Consider the following 14,909-nt stretch of genomic DNA (forward strand, 5'->3'; position numbering starts at 1 on the left):
CGGCCCGGCCGCGCCACTCGGGGCCGTGGATCCGGTCCATCAGCGCGTCGTCCGCGTTGCCCCGCTGCTTGGCGATGCTCACCGACCACGGTGCCGGGCCGACGGGGTGGGTCACCTGGCGCTCGCCGTCCACGATGCGCCATCCGGCGCCGGTGACCCGAAGGCCCAGATCCGCGTCCTCTCGGTAGGCGCGCGGGAAGCGCTCGTCGAAGCCGCCGACGGCGGCGAGCACCCGGCGCCGGTAGGCCATGTCGGCCGTCGCCCACCGGGCCCGCTCGAGGCCACCGACGTTGCGCTCCCAGTCGGTCGCCCGGCGGTCGGGCGCCAGGGGCACCCGGATGCGGCCCTGCGAGGCTCCGACGTCGTCGGCGAGACCGTCGAGGTCGGAGGCCAGGCGGAAGCGCCAGTCGGGCGGCACCTCGACGTCGTCATCGAGGAATGCGACCCACTCGGCGCCCGCGGCGCGCCACCCGTCGTTGCGGGCCGCCGCCGGCCCCGCCGCCCGACCGGTGATCACCTTGATGCGGTGGAGGGCCACCTCCTCGATGGCCGGACCCAGAAGAGGTCGGCTGCGGTCGCGCCGGTCGTCGACGAGGTAGACGTGCTCGGGGACGGGGCCGTCGGCCTCGGCCAGCGACGTGAGCAGTCTCCGCAGGCTGGCTCGACCGATGGTGGGGACGACGATGTCGTAGCTCGGCACGGTCAGGCCGCCGGTGCCGCGAACAGGTGCGCCCGCCGGACGAGGAACGGGCCGAGGGCCAGGGCGTCGATCGGGGCCGAGCCGAAGCACTCGAGGGCGTCGCGGGGGTCGTCGACCATGGGCCGCCCGGCGGTGTTGAGCGATGTGTTCACCACCACGGGCAGGCCGGTGCGGCGTTCGAAGGCGGCGATGCAGCGGTGCATGAGGGGCTCGTCGTCGGCGTCGACGGTCTGGATGCGGGCGGTGCCGTCGACGTGGACCACCGCCGGCAGCCGTTCGGCCCACCCGTTGCGCACCCGGTGGGTGAAGAGCATGTAGGGGCTGGGGACGGGACCCCCCTCGAAGATGTCCTTGGCCCGTTCGAGGAGCACCATGGGGGCGACGGGGCGGAACTGCTCGCGACCCTTGACGTCGTTGAGGCGCTCGGTGTTGCGCTCGTGGCCCGGGTGGGCCAGGAGGCTGCGGTGCCCCAGCGACCGCGGCCCGAACTCCGAGCGCCCCTGGAACCAGGCGATCACGGCATCGTCGGCCAGCAGGCCGCCCACCGCCTCGGCGATGTCGTCGGGCCGCTCGTAGGGCACCGCCCCGTCGCGGAGCCACTGCTCGAGCTCGGCGTCGGTCCAGCTCGGTCCGAGGGCGGCAGAGCCCATGGGTGCGATGGTGTCGCCCATCTCGTGGGCCACCCGCATGGCCGCCCCCAGGGCGGTGCCGGCGTCACCGGCGGCGGGCTGCACCCACACGTCGTCGAACGGGCCGTCCTCGTAGAGCCGGCTGTTGGCCACGCAGTTCAGGGCCACGCCACCGGCGAGGGTGAGGGCCCGCTCGCCGGTGGCGCCGTGCAGCCACTCGGCCAGCTCGAGCAGCACCTCCTCCAGCCGGATCTGGACGGTGGATGCGAGGTCTGCGTGCTCCGGATCCAGGGTGCCGTCGCCCCGGCCGGGCGGCGCGAAGGCGGGCCAGTCGACCTCCTCGGTGACGAAGCCGCCGTCGCCGGTCGTGCGCATCAGCTGCCGGAACTGGTCGAGGTGGCGGGGCTGGCCGTAGGAGGCGAGGGCCATGACCTTGTACTCGTCGGAGCTGCGGCGGTAGCCGAGGTGGGCGGTGAGCTCCTCGTAGCGCAGGCCGAGCGAGTGGGGCAGGTCGGCCTGCGCCAGCACGTCGAGGTCGCCGCCCCGGGCGTGACCGGCGAGGAACGAGCCCCGCTCGCCCCGCCCGTCGAGCACCATCACCGCGCTGCTCCCGAACGGCGCCGCGGCGTAGGCCGATGCTGCGTGGGCCACGTGGTGGGGGACGAAGTGCACCCGGTCGGGCTCCAGGCCGGGCAGGGCCGCCTTCAAGAACCGCGGCGCCCGCCGCACGAAGAGCGTCCGCAGCCCCTCCCAGTCAAGGGCCGTGAGGTCGTCGGTCGGGGTGGGGAGGGCGAGGCCGGGGTCATAGGAGTAGCCGACGGCGTCGATGTCAGCCGGGGTGAGACCGGCGCGGGCCAGGCACGAGCGGGCGGCCGCCTCCGGGACCTCCCAGGTCGAGAACGGTACCGGCACCTTGCCGTGCTTGCGCCGGCTGAAGCGCTCCTCCTCCGCCGCCGCGACGGTCTCGCCGTCGACGACCAAGGCCGCGGCCGGGTCGTGGAACACCGCGTTGACACCGAGCACGACGGCCATGGGGCTCCTCTCGAAGCGCAGGGACGGGACCTCGCCACACTTCGCCCCCTCCGGGTTGAGCAAACCACCGGGGTGGAACTTTCTTCGACCCTGGCCGGTGCCTCGGGGGCTCCTATGAGGCCGGGGCGGGGTCATCGTCGCGGGTGCGGGCCTCCGATGGCTCGGTGGCCCGGTCGACGAGCTCCTGGGCGACCTCGCGAAGCTTCGTGTTCGTGCGCTGGGAGGCCGAGGTGAGCACGGCTCCGAGCCGGCGGCGCCCGTTTCGTTCCGGGGCGGGCGGGCAGCGAGCCCCGGCGGCAGATCGCCCTGGCGCGAGGAGAAACGACATGAAGGCAGTCACCTGGCAAGGCAAGAAGGACATACGCGTCGAAGAGGTGCCGGATCCGACCATCCAGGAACCGACCGACGCCGTCATCCGCATCACCTCGTCGGGCCTGTGCGGCTCGGACCTCCACCTCTATGAGCCGCTGGGGCCGTTCTTGACCCCCGGCGACATCCTCGGCCACGAGCCCATGGGCGTGGTCGAGGCGGTCGGGGCTACTGCCCGACGCCCTCGCCGAGAAGCTGATGAAGACCGGCGGCGTGGACCGGCTGGCGGCCTTCGAGACAGCCATCGAGATGGTCCGCCGAGGCGGCACGGTCTCGCTCATCGGCGTCTACGGCGGCATGGCCGATCCGCTGCCCATGCTGACGCTCTTCGACAAGCAGATCCAGCTCCGCATGGGGCAGGCCAACGTCAGGCGCTGGGTCGACGACATCATGCCGTGGTTGTCGGGCGACGACGATCCGCTGGGCGTCGAGGGCTTCGCGACCCATCACGTCCCCTTGGAGGAGGCGCCTGACGTCTATGCCCGGTTCCAGTCGAAGCAAGAGGGCGTCGTCAAGGTCGTGTTCACGCCCTGACGCGGTGGAGGTCACCACCGGTCTGGTCGACGGCGCCGAGGGGCGCACTCGTGGCTGAGCCGCAGCCCTGTCGGCTGCCGGCGAACCACGCGATCGAGCGATGCCTACCTCGACCAGTCTCCACCGACGCCACATCGTCGGCCGCCTAGCTCTGCACCGCCGGTGTGTGGCGGCGCTGGCACGGCGGTTACGTGGTGCTCGACCGGGGCTCGTTGACCGACATGTTGGACGCCGGCGATCAGGCCCTGTCGGACCGATCGTCCGAGCCGCCGCCCGGGGCCGGGGGCTGATCGGGCCGGAGGCCGTGGTCGAGGCCCCAGATGGCGGCTTCGGTGCGGCTGCTCACGCCGATCTTCCGGAAGAGGTGGCGGGTGTGGGTCTTGATCGAGTTCACACTGAGGCACATGGCCTCGGCGATCTCCGCGGTGCGTCGTCCGTAGGTCAGGTGCGCCAGCACCTCGGCCTCGCGCTCGGTGAGCTCCTCCACGCCGGTCGTCGATGTCGCCCAGGCGCCGATCGCCGGCGGCCGGACCGTGGCGCCGAGGACGACCTGCTCGCCCCGGGCGAGGGCCAGGATCCCCACGGCCAGCTGCTCGCCGGACAGCGCCTTCGAGAGGTATCCCGACGCGCCGGCGGTGAGGGAGGCCTGGACCTGGCTCGGTGAGGCCCTCCAGCTGTAGGCGGCCACGCGCTCGACGTGGACGCAGGCGGTGAGGAGCCGGAGCAGCTCCGCCGCCGGTTCCGGTCGGGCGAAGCAGTCGACGAGCACGACGTCGACCCTGCGGTCGAAGGGGACGCCGCCGGGATGGTCGATGACGCGGATCTGCTCCGAGTAGGGATGGAGGAGAGCGGCGGCGCCGCGGACGATCACGTCGTTGTCGTCGAGCACGCAGGCGGTCACGCACCTCGCGCCGGCGGTGGCGGCGCTTACGTCAATGTCGGTCATCGGTCTCCTCGGCGCCCGGTACGGGCGGAGAGCTGTCGTGACCCTCGTGTCTGAACGTCACCCGCCAATGAAGCACAGAGGTGCTCCCGCTGCAAGGCAGGTTCGTCAGCCGCCCTGGAGGCGCACCGCTTCGACCTCGGCCCGAGAGAACTGAGAGCGGTCAGCCCCGTCGACCGGTGTGAGCAGGCCCTGCTCGACGAGCACGGCGACCTGCTCGACCGGGACCCCCAGCACCTCGCTGACCTCGTCGGGGCCGATGTTGTCGCCTTCGGTGTCCATGACCTGCGCTCTACCGCACCGATGGTGGCTCAAACGCGACCCGCTCGCCCGGGGAGACGTCGGCCGGATCCGCCGCCAGCAGCGGGTCGTGCACGTCCCACGCATCGTCGACGGCGTCGGCGAACTCGACGAGCCAGCGCGCCGGGGACAGACCGGCAAGGAGGGCCAAGAGGCGGAGCATGGGTTCCCCGCTCACCGGAAGCGGGCCGAGCAAACCCCCGACGGCGCGTGACGTTTGCGGCCACCCGTGGGGGTGAGCGCAACGCCATGGGTGCAGCGACGCCGTCGCAACGGTGGGCCGAGGTGGCAGACAACGCGTCGGAGTGTCGCCGCTGCCCCCTGTGGCAGGACGCCACCGCCACGGTGTTCGGCGAGGGGCCCGTACCCGCGGAGGTCATGCTCGTGGGCGAGCAGCCCGGCGATCGCGAGGATCGCGAAGCCCGGCCCTTCGTCGGGCCCGCGGGACAGGTCCTCGACCGCTGCCTGACCGAGGCCGGCCGATGCCGCGACGACATCTACGTCACCAACGCGGTGAAGCACTTCAAGTGGGAGGCCCGAGGCAAGCGGCGCATCCACCAGAAGCCGAACCGCACCGAGATCGAGGCCTGCGGCCCGTGGCTCACGTCCGAGATCGAGATCGTGCGCCCCCGGCTGGTGATGCTGCTGGGCGCCACCGCGGCGCAGGCCCATCTCGGTTCCTCGTTCCGGGTGAGCGCTGAGCGGGGCCGGCCGGTGGAGAGCGACCTGGCCGAGCACGTGGTCACCACCGTGCACCCTTCGTCGATCCTGCGGGGGCCGACCGAGCGGCGGGCCGAGGGCGAGCGCGAACTGGTCGCCGACCTCCGCGCCGCCTTCGCCCTCCTGGCGAGCTGAGGCCGCCGGTCCGCGCCACGATCGCGCTGCCGGTGCGCGCGTCCCCGCCGGGACCGGTCAGTCGGACTCCGCCCGGGCGAGGAGCACGGCGACTGCCGAGAGGGCGAGGCCCCGACCGATGGGCTCCCAGGCCCGCGGGGCCAGCCGGCGCGCCACCACCACGCCACCGGCGATCCACATGCCCGCGCACCACCGGCAGGTGATGAGCCGGGCCAGCTTGGGTGGGTCGGCCAGGTCGTCCACGACCTCGTGGGCGAGAGCCCCCGGCGGCTGGTCGGGCGGCACCTCGGCCGGGTCGACCATCCGGTCGACCACCGACCGGCGCCAGGGCTCGCTGATGATGTCGGCGGTGGCCAGCCGGGTCATGCGGTAGGTGGCGAGGGCGTCGACGGCGAGCTCCAAGGGGTCCATGACCTCGGCCCTGCCCGCCGCCACCACCTCTACCCGCACGTCGGACGCCGGGTTTCGACGGCGGCCGACGGGTCAGCGGAGGATGCCCGCCGCATCAGAGGACCCGACGTGGAGCACCCCATCATCCGGATCGACGGATCGGGACCGGAGCCGGCGACCGGTGGCCGGGTGACGTTCATCGGGAACGCCACCGTCCTGCTGGAGGCCGGCGGCCTCCGGATCCTCACCGATCCGAACTTCCTCCACCAAGGCGACCACGCCGCCCTCGGCGGCGGTCTCCGCTCGAAGCGGCGGCACGAGCCGGCGGCGACACTGCCGGAGCTCCTGCCGGTGGACCTCGTGGTCCTCTCCCACCACCACGAGCTTCCTCCTGGTCGCTGACCGGCGCTCCCGGTCGAGGATGAGTCGCCGCTGCCGTGCTCGGGGCCGGGCTGGTGGAGATCAGTCGCCGGGGGAGGCGAGGTTGGACTCGTCGAGGGCCTGGCGTTCCAGCTGGTCCAGCGCGTGCCGGCCGGGGTCGCCCTCCGCGACCAGCGCGGCCCGCATCTGCTCGGCGTTGGCGGCCGGCATGGTCGGCGGCAGCAGCGGGACGTCGGGGTCGACGATGGCTTCGATCAGGAACGGGCGGTCGGCGGCGAACGCCTCATCCCACGCCGGGCCGACCTCCGACGGGTCATCGACGCGGCGGCCCCCGAGGCCGAGCAGCCGGGCGTAGGAGGCGTAGGGGAACGACGGCAGGTCCTGGCTGGCGGCGAAGCGGGGCTGTCCCTCCATCTCGCGTTGCTCCCACGAGACCTCCGCCAGGTCGCCATTGCTCAGCACGAGGATGGGGAGGCGCGGCTCCTCCCAGGTCCGCCACATCCGGCTGACGGTGACGAGCTCGTTGATGCCGTTCATCTGCATGGCCCCGTCGCCCAAGAGGGCCACGGCGACCTTCGTGGGATCGGCCAGCTTGGCGGCCACCGCGTAGGGCATGGCCGATCCCATGGTGGCCAGGGTGCTCGAGAGGTGCGCGTGCGCCCCGGCCCGGAGCCGTACCAGCCGTGCGTACCAGTAGGTGGACGAGCCCACGTCGACGGCGAGTCGGGCGTCGTCGGGCAGGCGGGCCGAGAGCTCCCAGAAGGCCAGCTGCGGGTTGAGGGGGCGGGCCGGCTCGTGGGCGCGCCGCTCGCTCTCGCGCCACCAGCGGTCGACCTGCGCCTCGACCTCCGCGCGCCACGAGCGATCGGGCTGCTGGCGGAGCAGGGGCAGCAGCGCCCGCAGCGTCGGCCCGGCGTCGCCCACCAGGTTGACCTCGGTCGGGTACCGGTTGCCGACGTTGCGGCCGTCGATGTCGATCTGCACGCCCCGGGCCTGGCCGGCCGGCGGCAGGAACTCGGTCCAGGGGGAGTTCGAGCCGACGATCAGCAACGTGTCGGCACCGTCCATCAGTGCTGCGCTGGCCGTCGTCCCCAGGTGGCCGAAGGGGCCGGTGACGTAGGGAAGGTCGTCGCCCACGACCGGCTTGCCGAGCAGGGCGTAGGCCACGCCCGCGCCCAGCCGCTCGGCCACGGCGGCCACGTCGTCAGTGGCGCCCCGCGCTCCCTGACCCACGAGCAGGGCGACGTGCCGGCCGGCGTTGAGCACCTCCGCGGCCGCCCGCAGGGCGTCGGTCGCGGGGACGACCTCGGCCCGCTCGGTGTCGGCCGAGGAGTGGACCACGCCGTGCTGGCGATCGGGGAGGTCGACCGCCGCCGCGACCTGCACGTCGTGGGGGAAGATCAGACACGTCGGGCTGCGGGTGGCCTGGGCGACGCGCATCGCCCGGTCGACCAGCATCGGCACTTGTTCGGGCACCTCGATGGTGGCGATGAACTGGGAGGCGACATCCTTGAAGAGTGCGTGGATGTCGATCTCCTGCTGGTATGCGCTCCCCAGCGCGGAGCGGGCCTGCTGCCCGACGAGAGCGACGATCGGCTGGTGGTCGAGCTTGGCGTCGTAGAGCCCGTTGAGCAGATGGATGGCCCCGGGGCCCTGCGTCGAGGTCACGACCCCGACGCTGCCGGTGTACTTGCCGAAGCCCGAGGCCATCAGGGCGGCGCCCTCCTCGTGGCGGGCCTGGACCAGCTCGACGGCGCCGTCGGTGCGCTGGAGAGCGGCCATCACCCCGTTGATGCCGTCGCCGCTGTAGCCGAACACGCGGCTGACGCCCCACTGGCGCAACCGGTCGATCACGGCGTCGGCGACGGTGCGAGCAGGTTGGTCGCTCACGAGGGCGAGCGTGGGATCGGACCGGGCACGCCCCGGCACTGGCCCCGGAGGGGGTGGGCAAACCCGGCTGCACCGGCGAGTCGCCGGGCCGTTCCCTCACCCGTTCGGGTTGCGGGTGCTCCTCAACGCGGGCCGCTAGGACTGCTCCCCGGCGGGGGTCCGGCCCGTCACCGCTCCCGGCGCGAGCGCTGAGCGCCTGGGCCGATCGGGCCCTCATCGTCGGCGGTCGCCGACATCCGGGCCCGCAGACGCTTGATGGCTCCGGCGATCCAGCGCGACACCTGCATCTGGCTGACGCCGTAGCGCTGGGCGATCTGGTTCTGGGTGAGCTCCTCGAAGAAGTAGAGCCCCAGCACGGTCCGCTCACGGTCGCCGAGGACCTCCATGGCCTCCACCAGCGCGACGTGCCCCTCGGCCAGGGCCAGCCGCTCGTCGTTGACCGCGATCTCGAGCAGCGGGGCCCCGTCGTCCCGCCGGGCGCCGTCGAGCGAGACAGTGCTACGGGCCCTCGTGGCCGACTGGGCGATGAGGAGGTCGTGCTCGGCGACGCCCAGCTCGGCCGCGACCTCGGCGACGGTGGCGGCACGCCCGTGGAGGGCGGTCAGGCGGTCGGCCGCCTCTCGCGCCGGGACGGCCAGCTCGTGCACCGAGCGGGGTACCCGCAGGGCCCACCCGTGGTCGCGGTAGTGGCGCTTGAGGGCGCCGATGATCGTGGGTGTGGCGAACCCGGGGAACGGTGTGCCCCGGCCGCAGTCGAACCGTTGCAAGGTGGTGACCAAGGCCTCCATGGCCACCTGCTGGAGGTCTTCCAGCGGCTCGCCCTCGCGATGCATCCGCCGGGCGAGGGCCATGGTGTAGCCGGTGTACTCCTCGACCAGGGCGCCCAGAGCATCGGGGCACCCGGCCCTCTGGTAGCGAACGTGGAGGAGCCACACCTCCGGGTCGACCGCGGGCTCCTGGCCGGGATCATCCCGGCTGGCGCCACGAGGGAGGGTCTGGTCAGCCCGGTGGCGGTCGGACTGGTCGTGGGTCTCGGTCGCCGTGCGGTGGAGCGGGTCCGGGGTGCCTTTGCGGTCGTCGGGCTGGCCGCTGCTGGTGCCCCAGGCTTGGCGGACCCGGGCATCGAGCTCTGGGGGGCTCGGGAAGGGTGACTCGTCCGCGTCCAATGCGACGCGAGAAGCGAGGTTCGAAGAGCTGGCCATGGATGGTCGGTCCTTTGACAGATCGCGCCTGTTGGTGACCCTCGCGGTTTGAACGTCAACGTCATCCAACACCGCACGTCCGGGGGGGGCAACGACCCGTTCGGGTGAACCGCCGCTGGAAGGGGCATGGCGCGCGGTCATGACTGAGCTGCGCACAGCGCGGCGAACGACGCGGCTTGGTCGTCGTACGGCCCGGTCGTGCGGGAGTAGAGGTTCAGCGCCCCGAGCGACGAGCCCGAGGCGGTGAGTGGTGCGGAGAAGGAGCTCCGCACGGCGTGCTCGCCGGCGGTGGCGCTGAACTGGGGCCAGCGGTCGTTGTGGGTGGCGTCCTCGACGACCACGACCTCGGCGGTGCGACAGGCGACGAGGCAGGGCCCGTCATCGGCGCGGTACTGGGCATCGTCGAGCGACTGGACCTCGGGGTGCGACCGGGCGGAGGTGCGAAAGGCGCCCTCCTCGACCACGGTGACCCCTGCGAAGGTGCACCTTGGGATGGCCACGCAGGCCAAGCCGGCGATCTGGTGCAGCAGGCTGTCGAGGTCCTGCTCGGTCACGAGCGTCTCGGCGAGTGCTCCCAGAGCGGCTTCGAACGTGTCGGTTGAGGCGTCCACTTGTCTCCCGTCGTCATGGGCGGGAGAGCGCGGATCACGCTGTTCCCTGCCGGCAAGGAGGGTGGCTGGCTGCTCAACCGCTGATGACACTACTCGCTGCGACGCACCATGCGACCTTGCGCCGGTGTGCACGAGACCCAGGCGCGCCGCCTGTCCGCGGCTCGACGGCGAAGCGCCGTCGAGGCAGTGGGCGGTCTCGTCCTCAGGCCGAGGCGGCGGCGGAGTCGAGCCGGGCTGCAGTCACATCGGCCGGCCGGGCCACGACCGGCACCTGATCGAGCAGGAGCCGGCGGAGCAGGCGCCGGCCGCCCAGCCGGGAGCAGGCCAACCAGACCTCGCCGCAGGGAAGGTCGTCGACGAGGCGCCCCAGAGCGCGGATCTCCGCCGGCCGGAGGACCAGCCCGCTCACGTCGAGCACCACTGCGGTCGAGCCATCACCGTCCGGGGGTAGCTGGTCGGTGAGGAGCCGCCACATGCCCTCGTCGGGAAGGGTGTCGATCTCGATGACGACGATCGCGGGCTCCTGGCGGACGTGGACGGTCAATGGCGTGATCTCCTCCTCGGTGGGGCGCTTGCTGCCCGCGCCGGAGCGGGGCAAACGTCGGTGAGCGCCGGCCTCAGGCTTGCCGGGTCATCGGGAGATCGGGCGCTCGGCGGCGGCCGTGGTTGCCGCCTCCGCACGGGGGGAGGTGACGCCATCGGTACGCGACGAGGAGGAGGAGACGTGAGCCAGATCACGAGTGAGCAACGGGCGACGGGGCTGGCGGACCAGGTGGCCGAGCGGCTCCGGACGCGGGGCTCGACCATTGCGGTGGCCGAGTCCGTCACCGGCGGCCTCCTCGTGAACCACCTCGCTCGGGCCGACGGCGCCGGGCAGTGGCTGCGGGGCGGGGTGGTGGCCTACGCGTCGGAGGTAAGCACGACGTGCTCGCGGTGCGGCCGGGGCCGGTCGTGAGCGAGGAGGCGGCGTGCGACATGGCCACCGGTGTGATGGAGCTGCTCGGCGCGGAGGTGGCCGTGGCCGTGACCGGGGCGGGCGGTCCCGACCCCCAGGACGGCCAGCCGCCGGGGACGGTGTGGATCGCCGTCGTGGCCGCCGGTGACCCCGAGCCGCGGCTCCACCACTTCTCCGGTGACCCGCCCGAGGTGGTCGCGGCATCCTGCGCCGCCGCCTTGGAGGCCGTGCTGGCCGCCCTGCTCTGACGGTGAGGAACGCACGCCCGTCGGCCTCAGCTCGAGGCGCCCGCCCGGTCGTCGGCGCCACCGCCGAGGCGTCGCAAGGCACGCGTGGCAGGCGCGGTGACCACGGTTCCATCGGCGGCGAAGCGAGATCCGTGGAGGGGGCAGTCCCACGTTCGCTCTGCCTCGTTCCACCGCACGATGCCACCCAGGTGCGTGCACACGAGCGCCAACCGGCACGGTTCATCCCCCTCGGTGGACGAGGTCGTCGGCCGCGTCATCCGGGCGGCGGGGACGCCGACGTGGCGACCCACCTCCGGGCCGCTCGCGGTGGTGGAGCTCGTCGGCGCAGCCCAGCCCTTCACCATCTGCGTCGCGACGGCCGCGTTGAGCGATGCCGCCTCCCGGGCGCCGGACCAGCCTTCGAGGCGCCGAGGGTCGAACAGGTCGTCCCAAGGGCGGTCAGCCTCGGGCACCTCGCCACCGAGGGCGGCGGCGAGGGTCATCGCCGCCGCGGTGCCGTTGGACATCCCCCACTTGTTGAACCCCGTGGCGACCCAGGGGCTCCCGGGCAGCCTGTCGGCCCGGCCGACGTACGGGAGCTGGTCGATGGACTGGTAGTCATGCGCCGCCCAGCGGCGCAGCACCTCGGTGACGCCGAACCACCGGTCGGCCCACGAGATGAGGTCGCGGTGCTCGGCGTCGGTGTCGGTGCGGCGCCCGACGACGTGGCCTCCACCGCCCACCAGGAGGACCTCGCGACCGTCGAGCGTCGCCGTGCGGAGCGATCGGGTGGGCTGATCCGCACCGAGGTACATGCCCACCGGGCGCGTGGCCTCGACCGTCACCGCGACGCTGTAGGACATGTCCGGCTCGGCCCGGGCGAAGAACAGGCCCCGGTCGCTGATCGGCAGCAGCGTGGCCAGCACGACGTGGGCGGCGCGCACGCGCCCCTCGGCGGTCACGGCCGTGCGACCCCGGTCGGCGAAGCCCAGCACCCGGCTCTCCTCGTGGACGGCGCTGCCCTCGTGCTCGGCGACCTCGGCGGCCAGGTCGGCGACCCACGCCCGGGGATCGAGCTGGAGCTGGTCTCCCAGGCGCACGGCGCGGGCGATGCCCCAGGGCAGCTCCGGGTCGTCGCTGAGCAGCTCGACGTCGAGCCCGGCGAGTTGAGCGGCGTGGGCCTCGGCCTCGACGTCGTCGACCCGGCCGGGGTCGTTGGTGTAGCTGACCGCGTGGCGCTGCTCGAGGTCGCACTCGACGCCCCGGGCGAACACCCGCTCGGTGACCCAGTCCCGAGCGGCCACCTGCGCCGCCGCGTACGGGGCCAGCACCCGCTCGCCGTGCACCCGGCGCAGCTTCGAGTAGCGCAGACCCTGGAGGGCGCTGACCTTGGCGGTGCTGGCGCCCGTCGTGCCCTGGGCGAGGGTGCCGGCCTCCAGCACCCGTACCGAGGCGCCGCCGCGGGCCAACAGCGCGGCCGTGGTCAAGCCGGTGATGCCGCCGCCGACGACCACGACATCGGCCGTTGCGTCGTCTCGCAGCGGGCGGTGACGGGTGGCCGGCGAGGCCCACGGGGTGGTGCGGGGTGGGGGCAGGTCCATGGGCGCTCACTCGCCCGTGCGTCCTGGCCCCAAACGGTGCTGGCCCGCGCATCGTTTGCCCCGCCGCCCCGGGGGCAGGAGGCCGCTGTGAAGCGAAACCGCACGTTCGCTGAGATGGTGGGCAACGATCTTGCGGTGGTCGTCTGCTCTCGCATCCTCGGCCGACATGCTGAGGGGGTCCCGGCGTGACCGGCCTCGCCGTCGCCGTGGTCGTCGTGGTCGTCGTGGGCGCCGCGGTGTTCCTGGCTCGGCGGGTGCAGCACCCGGAGCAGACGGCCACGCACGCCGACTTGGACAAGGACCGGACGACCGACCGGTTCCACCGCACCGACGATCGGCCCGCCGGTCCCGGTGCCGAGGACCCGGTCGGCCCCACCCGGATCCGGGACGATCCGCCGCCCTCTCCGCCGCACTAGCCAACCAGGCGCCCCCTTCCGATGGGTCGAGCCCGCCTTTGGCGGCGCCTTATGCTTTTCGTGTTCACCCGTTCGGGGGCGTTTCAGCGGCGTCGACCGGGGAGTGCGTGATCCTCGCACTGAGTCCGCCAGCGGAGGTCCCCATGTCCAACCCGAACCCGAGCGTGCCGCCCCCGGCTCCCGTGACGCCGATGCCGCCCACGGCGCCGGTCGCACCGGGCCTGCCGGGCGCTCCCGTGGCTCCCGCCGCTCCCGGAGGGCCTGCCTTCCCCGGCGATGCCGGCGCCGTCGATCCTTCGTCCGGGGGTGCATCCGACCAGTCATCCGGGGGCGCATCCGACCAGGCCCGCGAGGCGGCCGACACCGCCAAGGCCGGCGCCTCGGAGGTGGGAGGTGAAGCTCAGCAGAAGGCGGTCGAGGTCAAGGACGCCGCCATGGGCGAGGCTCGCTCCGTCGCAGAGGATGCCCGCGACCAGGCGACGCAGGTGCTCGGCACCGCCCAGGAGCAGCTCCGAACGCAGGCCGCCGAACAGACCGAGCGCCTCTCCCACACGTTGAAGGATCTGAGCCGCCAGCTCGGCCAGATGGCCGACGGCTCCGAGGAGCCCGACGCCGGCGTCGTGCGGCTCGTGCGAGGCGCAGCCGACCAGGCCGGGGAGACGGCCTCCCGTCTCGACGACGGCGGGGTCGACACCCTCGTCGCCGACGTCACCCGCTTCGCCCGCCAGCGCCCGGGCATGTTCCTCCTCGGCAGCCTGGCCGCCGGCATGGCCGTCGGTCGCCTGGCCCGCCACGTCGATGTGAGCGAGGTCGGCCAGGCGGCCAAGGACGCTCTTCAGCCCGACTCGGCGTCGGGGAGCGGATCGGGCGGCGAGGGCCTCTCAGGGGGAACCGACCCCGGCGGCACACCCCCCAGCGGACTCTCATGAGCGGCGGACCGGTGGCCGGGCCCGCCGCAGGGGCACCGGACCCCACCGAGCCCAAGGACCCGGACCGGTCGCTGACCGAGCTGTTGTCGAGCCTCTCGACCGACGTGAGCGACCTGGTGTCCACCCAGCTCGAGCTGGCCAAGGTCGAGGTCAAGGAAGAGGTGACCAAGGCGGCCAAGGGCGCCGGGATGCTGAGCGGCGGCGCCGTCGCCGGTCTCGTCGCCATCGTCTTCCTGTCCCACGCCGCGGCATGGGGGCTAGCCGCGATCATCCCCGATCCGCTCGCGTTCCTCGTCGTCGGACTGGTCTGGGCCGCGATCGCCGCGGTCCTCGCCCTGCAGGGCAAGGGGAAGCTCCAGGCGACCGACCCCGTACCTCACGCGACGGTTGCCGAGCTCGAGCGCGACCGCGACCTGGCCCAGGAGCAGATGAGCCGCGGCTGATCGCCGCACCGAAGACCCCGCCGCCCGTCCCGGGCGGCGACACCAGAACCGGCCAACCGGCCACCCAGGAGGAGACCACGATGAGCACCAGAGCAGATGATCTGCGCGCCGAGGCCGAGCGCCAGCGCCAGGCGATCGCCACCGACCTCGAGATGGTCGGCGACCGGGTCAGCCCCGGTCGCATGGCCGAGCGCCGCAAGGCGGCGGTGCGCGGTCGCTTCACCGACGTGCGCACCCGCGTCATGGGGGCCGTGCCGTCGCCCGATCCCGGCGAGGGTCCCGGTCTCACCGACCGTGCGTCGGACCGTGCCTCGAGCGCGGCGTCCACGCTGGGCCAGACGCCGCAGAAGGCGACCGAGGCCACGCAGGGCAACCCGCTAGGCGCGGGCCTCGTCGCCTTCGGCGCCGGGCTCCTGGCCGCGACCCTGCTGCCGGAGTCGGACAAGGAGCGTCAGCTGGCCGAGAGGGTGCAGCCGAGGGTCGACGAGCTGGCGTCGGAGGT

The 14,909-nt window shown here is 73.3% G+C and carries 20 protein-coding genes and 1 pseudogene; 9 read left to right on the forward strand and 12 right to left on the reverse strand.

Annotated features, from left to right (window positions below; genetic code table 11):
- The 3 genes from VNL12_RS10105 to VNL12_RS10115 all read right to left on the reverse strand — a co-directional run.
- Positions 1-700, reverse strand: a 700-nt coding sequence (locus tag VNL12_RS10105; RefSeq protein WP_325594130.1) for a glycosyltransferase family 2 protein, incomplete at its 3' end; no start/stop codon positions are given.
- A 2-nt stretch (positions 701-702) separates the two neighbouring features.
- Positions 703-2,361, reverse strand: coding sequence for a carbamoyltransferase family protein (locus VNL12_RS10110; protein WP_325594132.1), 1,659 nt, complete (start codon positions 2,359-2,361; stop codon positions 703-705).
- A gap of 112 nt (positions 2,362-2,473) precedes the next feature.
- Positions 2,474-2,599, reverse strand: a complete 126-nt coding sequence (locus tag VNL12_RS10115) for a hypothetical protein (protein ID WP_325594134.1) — start codon at positions 2,597-2,599, stop codon at positions 2,474-2,476.
- Between the two features lie 88 nt (positions 2,600-2,687).
- Between VNL12_RS10115 and VNL12_RS20915 the strand changes: the two are divergent.
- Positions 2,688-3,264: pseudogene (locus VNL12_RS20915) on the forward strand (alcohol dehydrogenase catalytic domain-containing protein).
- Between the two features lie 238 nt (positions 3,265-3,502).
- On the opposite strand, the gene VNL12_RS10125 reads toward VNL12_RS20915, so the two are convergent.
- The 3 genes from VNL12_RS10125 to VNL12_RS10135 all read right to left on the reverse strand — a co-directional run bounded on the left by VNL12_RS10125 (position 3,503) and on the right by VNL12_RS10135 (position 4,670).
- A complete protein-coding gene (locus tag VNL12_RS10125) occupies positions 3,503-4,210 on the reverse strand; it encodes a response regulator transcription factor (RefSeq protein ID WP_325594138.1) in 708 nt (235 codons plus the stop codon).
- A 105-nt stretch (positions 4,211-4,315) separates the two neighbouring features.
- Positions 4,316-4,489 carry a hypothetical protein gene (locus VNL12_RS10130; RefSeq protein WP_325594140.1) on the reverse strand — a complete coding sequence of 58 codons (174 nt, stop codon included), beginning with the start codon at positions 4,487-4,489 and terminating at the stop codon, positions 4,316-4,318.
- A 10-nt stretch (positions 4,490-4,499) separates the two neighbouring features.
- Entirely contained in the window at positions 4,500-4,670 is a 171-nt protein-coding gene (locus VNL12_RS10135) for a hypothetical protein (RefSeq protein ID WP_325594141.1), read from the reverse strand.
- A gap of 86 nt (positions 4,671-4,756) precedes the next feature.
- On the opposite strand from VNL12_RS10135, the gene VNL12_RS10140 reads away from it, so the two are divergent.
- The gene (locus VNL12_RS10140; RefSeq protein ID WP_325594170.1) at positions 4,757-5,362 is read left to right on the forward strand and encodes a UdgX family uracil-DNA binding protein; all 606 of its coding nucleotides are present in this window, start codon (positions 4,757-4,759) and stop codon (positions 5,360-5,362) included.
- 57 nt (positions 5,363-5,419) lie between these two features.
- Here the strand turns inward: VNL12_RS10140 and VNL12_RS10145 are convergent, their stop codons facing one another.
- A complete protein-coding gene (locus VNL12_RS10145; RefSeq protein WP_325594143.1) occupies positions 5,420-5,773 on the reverse strand; it encodes a DUF1360 domain-containing protein in 354 nt (117 codons plus the stop codon).
- Positions 5,774-5,881: 108 nt separating this feature from the next.
- On the opposite strand from VNL12_RS10145, the gene VNL12_RS10150 reads away from it, so the two are divergent.
- Positions 5,882-6,154 carry an MBL fold metallo-hydrolase gene (locus VNL12_RS10150; RefSeq protein WP_325594145.1) on the forward strand — a complete coding sequence of 91 codons (273 nt, stop codon included), beginning with the start codon at positions 5,882-5,884 and terminating at the stop codon, positions 6,152-6,154.
- 60 nt (positions 6,155-6,214) lie between these two features.
- Here VNL12_RS10150 and VNL12_RS10155 read toward each other — a convergent pair whose 3' ends face one another.
- From VNL12_RS10155 to VNL12_RS10170, 4 genes are all read right to left on the reverse strand, one after another.
- Positions 6,215-8,023, reverse strand: a complete 1,809-nt coding sequence (locus VNL12_RS10155) for a thiamine pyrophosphate-requiring protein (protein WP_325594147.1) — start codon at positions 8,021-8,023, stop codon at positions 6,215-6,217.
- A 167-nt stretch (positions 8,024-8,190) separates the two neighbouring features.
- Entirely contained in the window at positions 8,191-9,225 is a 1,035-nt protein-coding gene (locus VNL12_RS10160) for a sigma-70 family RNA polymerase sigma factor (protein WP_325594149.1), read from the reverse strand.
- Between the two features lie 137 nt (positions 9,226-9,362).
- Positions 9,363-9,836 (reverse strand): GAF domain-containing protein, encoded by a 474-nt coding sequence (locus tag VNL12_RS10165; protein WP_325594151.1) that lies wholly within the window; start codon positions 9,834-9,836, stop codon positions 9,363-9,365.
- A 202-nt stretch (positions 9,837-10,038) separates the two neighbouring features.
- A complete protein-coding gene (locus VNL12_RS10170) occupies positions 10,039-10,380 on the reverse strand; it encodes a hypothetical protein (protein WP_325594153.1) in 342 nt (113 codons plus the stop codon).
- Between the two features lie 180 nt (positions 10,381-10,560).
- On the opposite strand from VNL12_RS10170, the gene VNL12_RS10175 reads away from it, so the two are divergent.
- Complete coding sequence (locus VNL12_RS10175) at positions 10,561-10,791, forward strand: CinA family protein (RefSeq protein WP_325594155.1); 231 nt, start codon at positions 10,561-10,563, stop codon at positions 10,789-10,791.
- A complete protein-coding gene (locus VNL12_RS10180; protein WP_325594157.1) occupies positions 10,761-11,039 on the forward strand; it encodes a CinA family protein in 279 nt (92 codons plus the stop codon). The genes VNL12_RS10175 and VNL12_RS10180 overlap by 31 nt, the downstream gene beginning before the upstream one ends.
- A 26-nt stretch (positions 11,040-11,065) precedes the next feature.
- On the opposite strand, the gene VNL12_RS10185 is transcribed toward VNL12_RS10180, so the two are convergent.
- Positions 11,066-12,619 (reverse strand): FAD-dependent oxidoreductase, encoded by a 1,554-nt coding sequence (locus tag VNL12_RS10185; protein WP_325594159.1) that lies wholly within the window; start codon positions 12,617-12,619, stop codon positions 11,066-11,068.
- Positions 12,620-12,804: 185 nt separating this feature from the next.
- On the opposite strand from VNL12_RS10185, the gene VNL12_RS10190 reads away from it, so the two are divergent.
- The 4 genes from VNL12_RS10190 to VNL12_RS10205 form a co-directional block, all read left to right on the forward strand.
- Positions 12,805-13,035 (forward strand): hypothetical protein, encoded by a 231-nt coding sequence (locus tag VNL12_RS10190; RefSeq protein WP_325594162.1) that lies wholly within the window; start codon positions 12,805-12,807, stop codon positions 13,033-13,035.
- A 191-nt stretch (positions 13,036-13,226) separates the two neighbouring features.
- A complete protein-coding gene (locus tag VNL12_RS10195) occupies positions 13,227-13,964 on the forward strand; it encodes a hypothetical protein (RefSeq protein WP_325594164.1) in 738 nt (245 codons plus the stop codon).
- A complete protein-coding gene (locus VNL12_RS10200; RefSeq protein ID WP_325594166.1) occupies positions 13,961-14,407 on the forward strand; it encodes a phage holin family protein in 447 nt (148 codons plus the stop codon). Before VNL12_RS10195 ends, VNL12_RS10200 begins: the two co-directional genes overlap by 4 nt.
- Positions 14,408-14,487: 80 nt before the next feature.
- A partial coding sequence (locus VNL12_RS10205) for a DUF3618 domain-containing protein (RefSeq protein WP_325594168.1) occupies positions 14,488-14,909 on the forward strand: 422 nt, incomplete at its 3' end.

Origin of the sequence: Iamia sp., assembly GCF_035575815.1 — a bacterium.
In the GTDB taxonomy this organism is placed as follows: domain Bacteria; phylum Actinomycetota; class Acidimicrobiia; order Acidimicrobiales; family Iamiaceae; genus Iamia.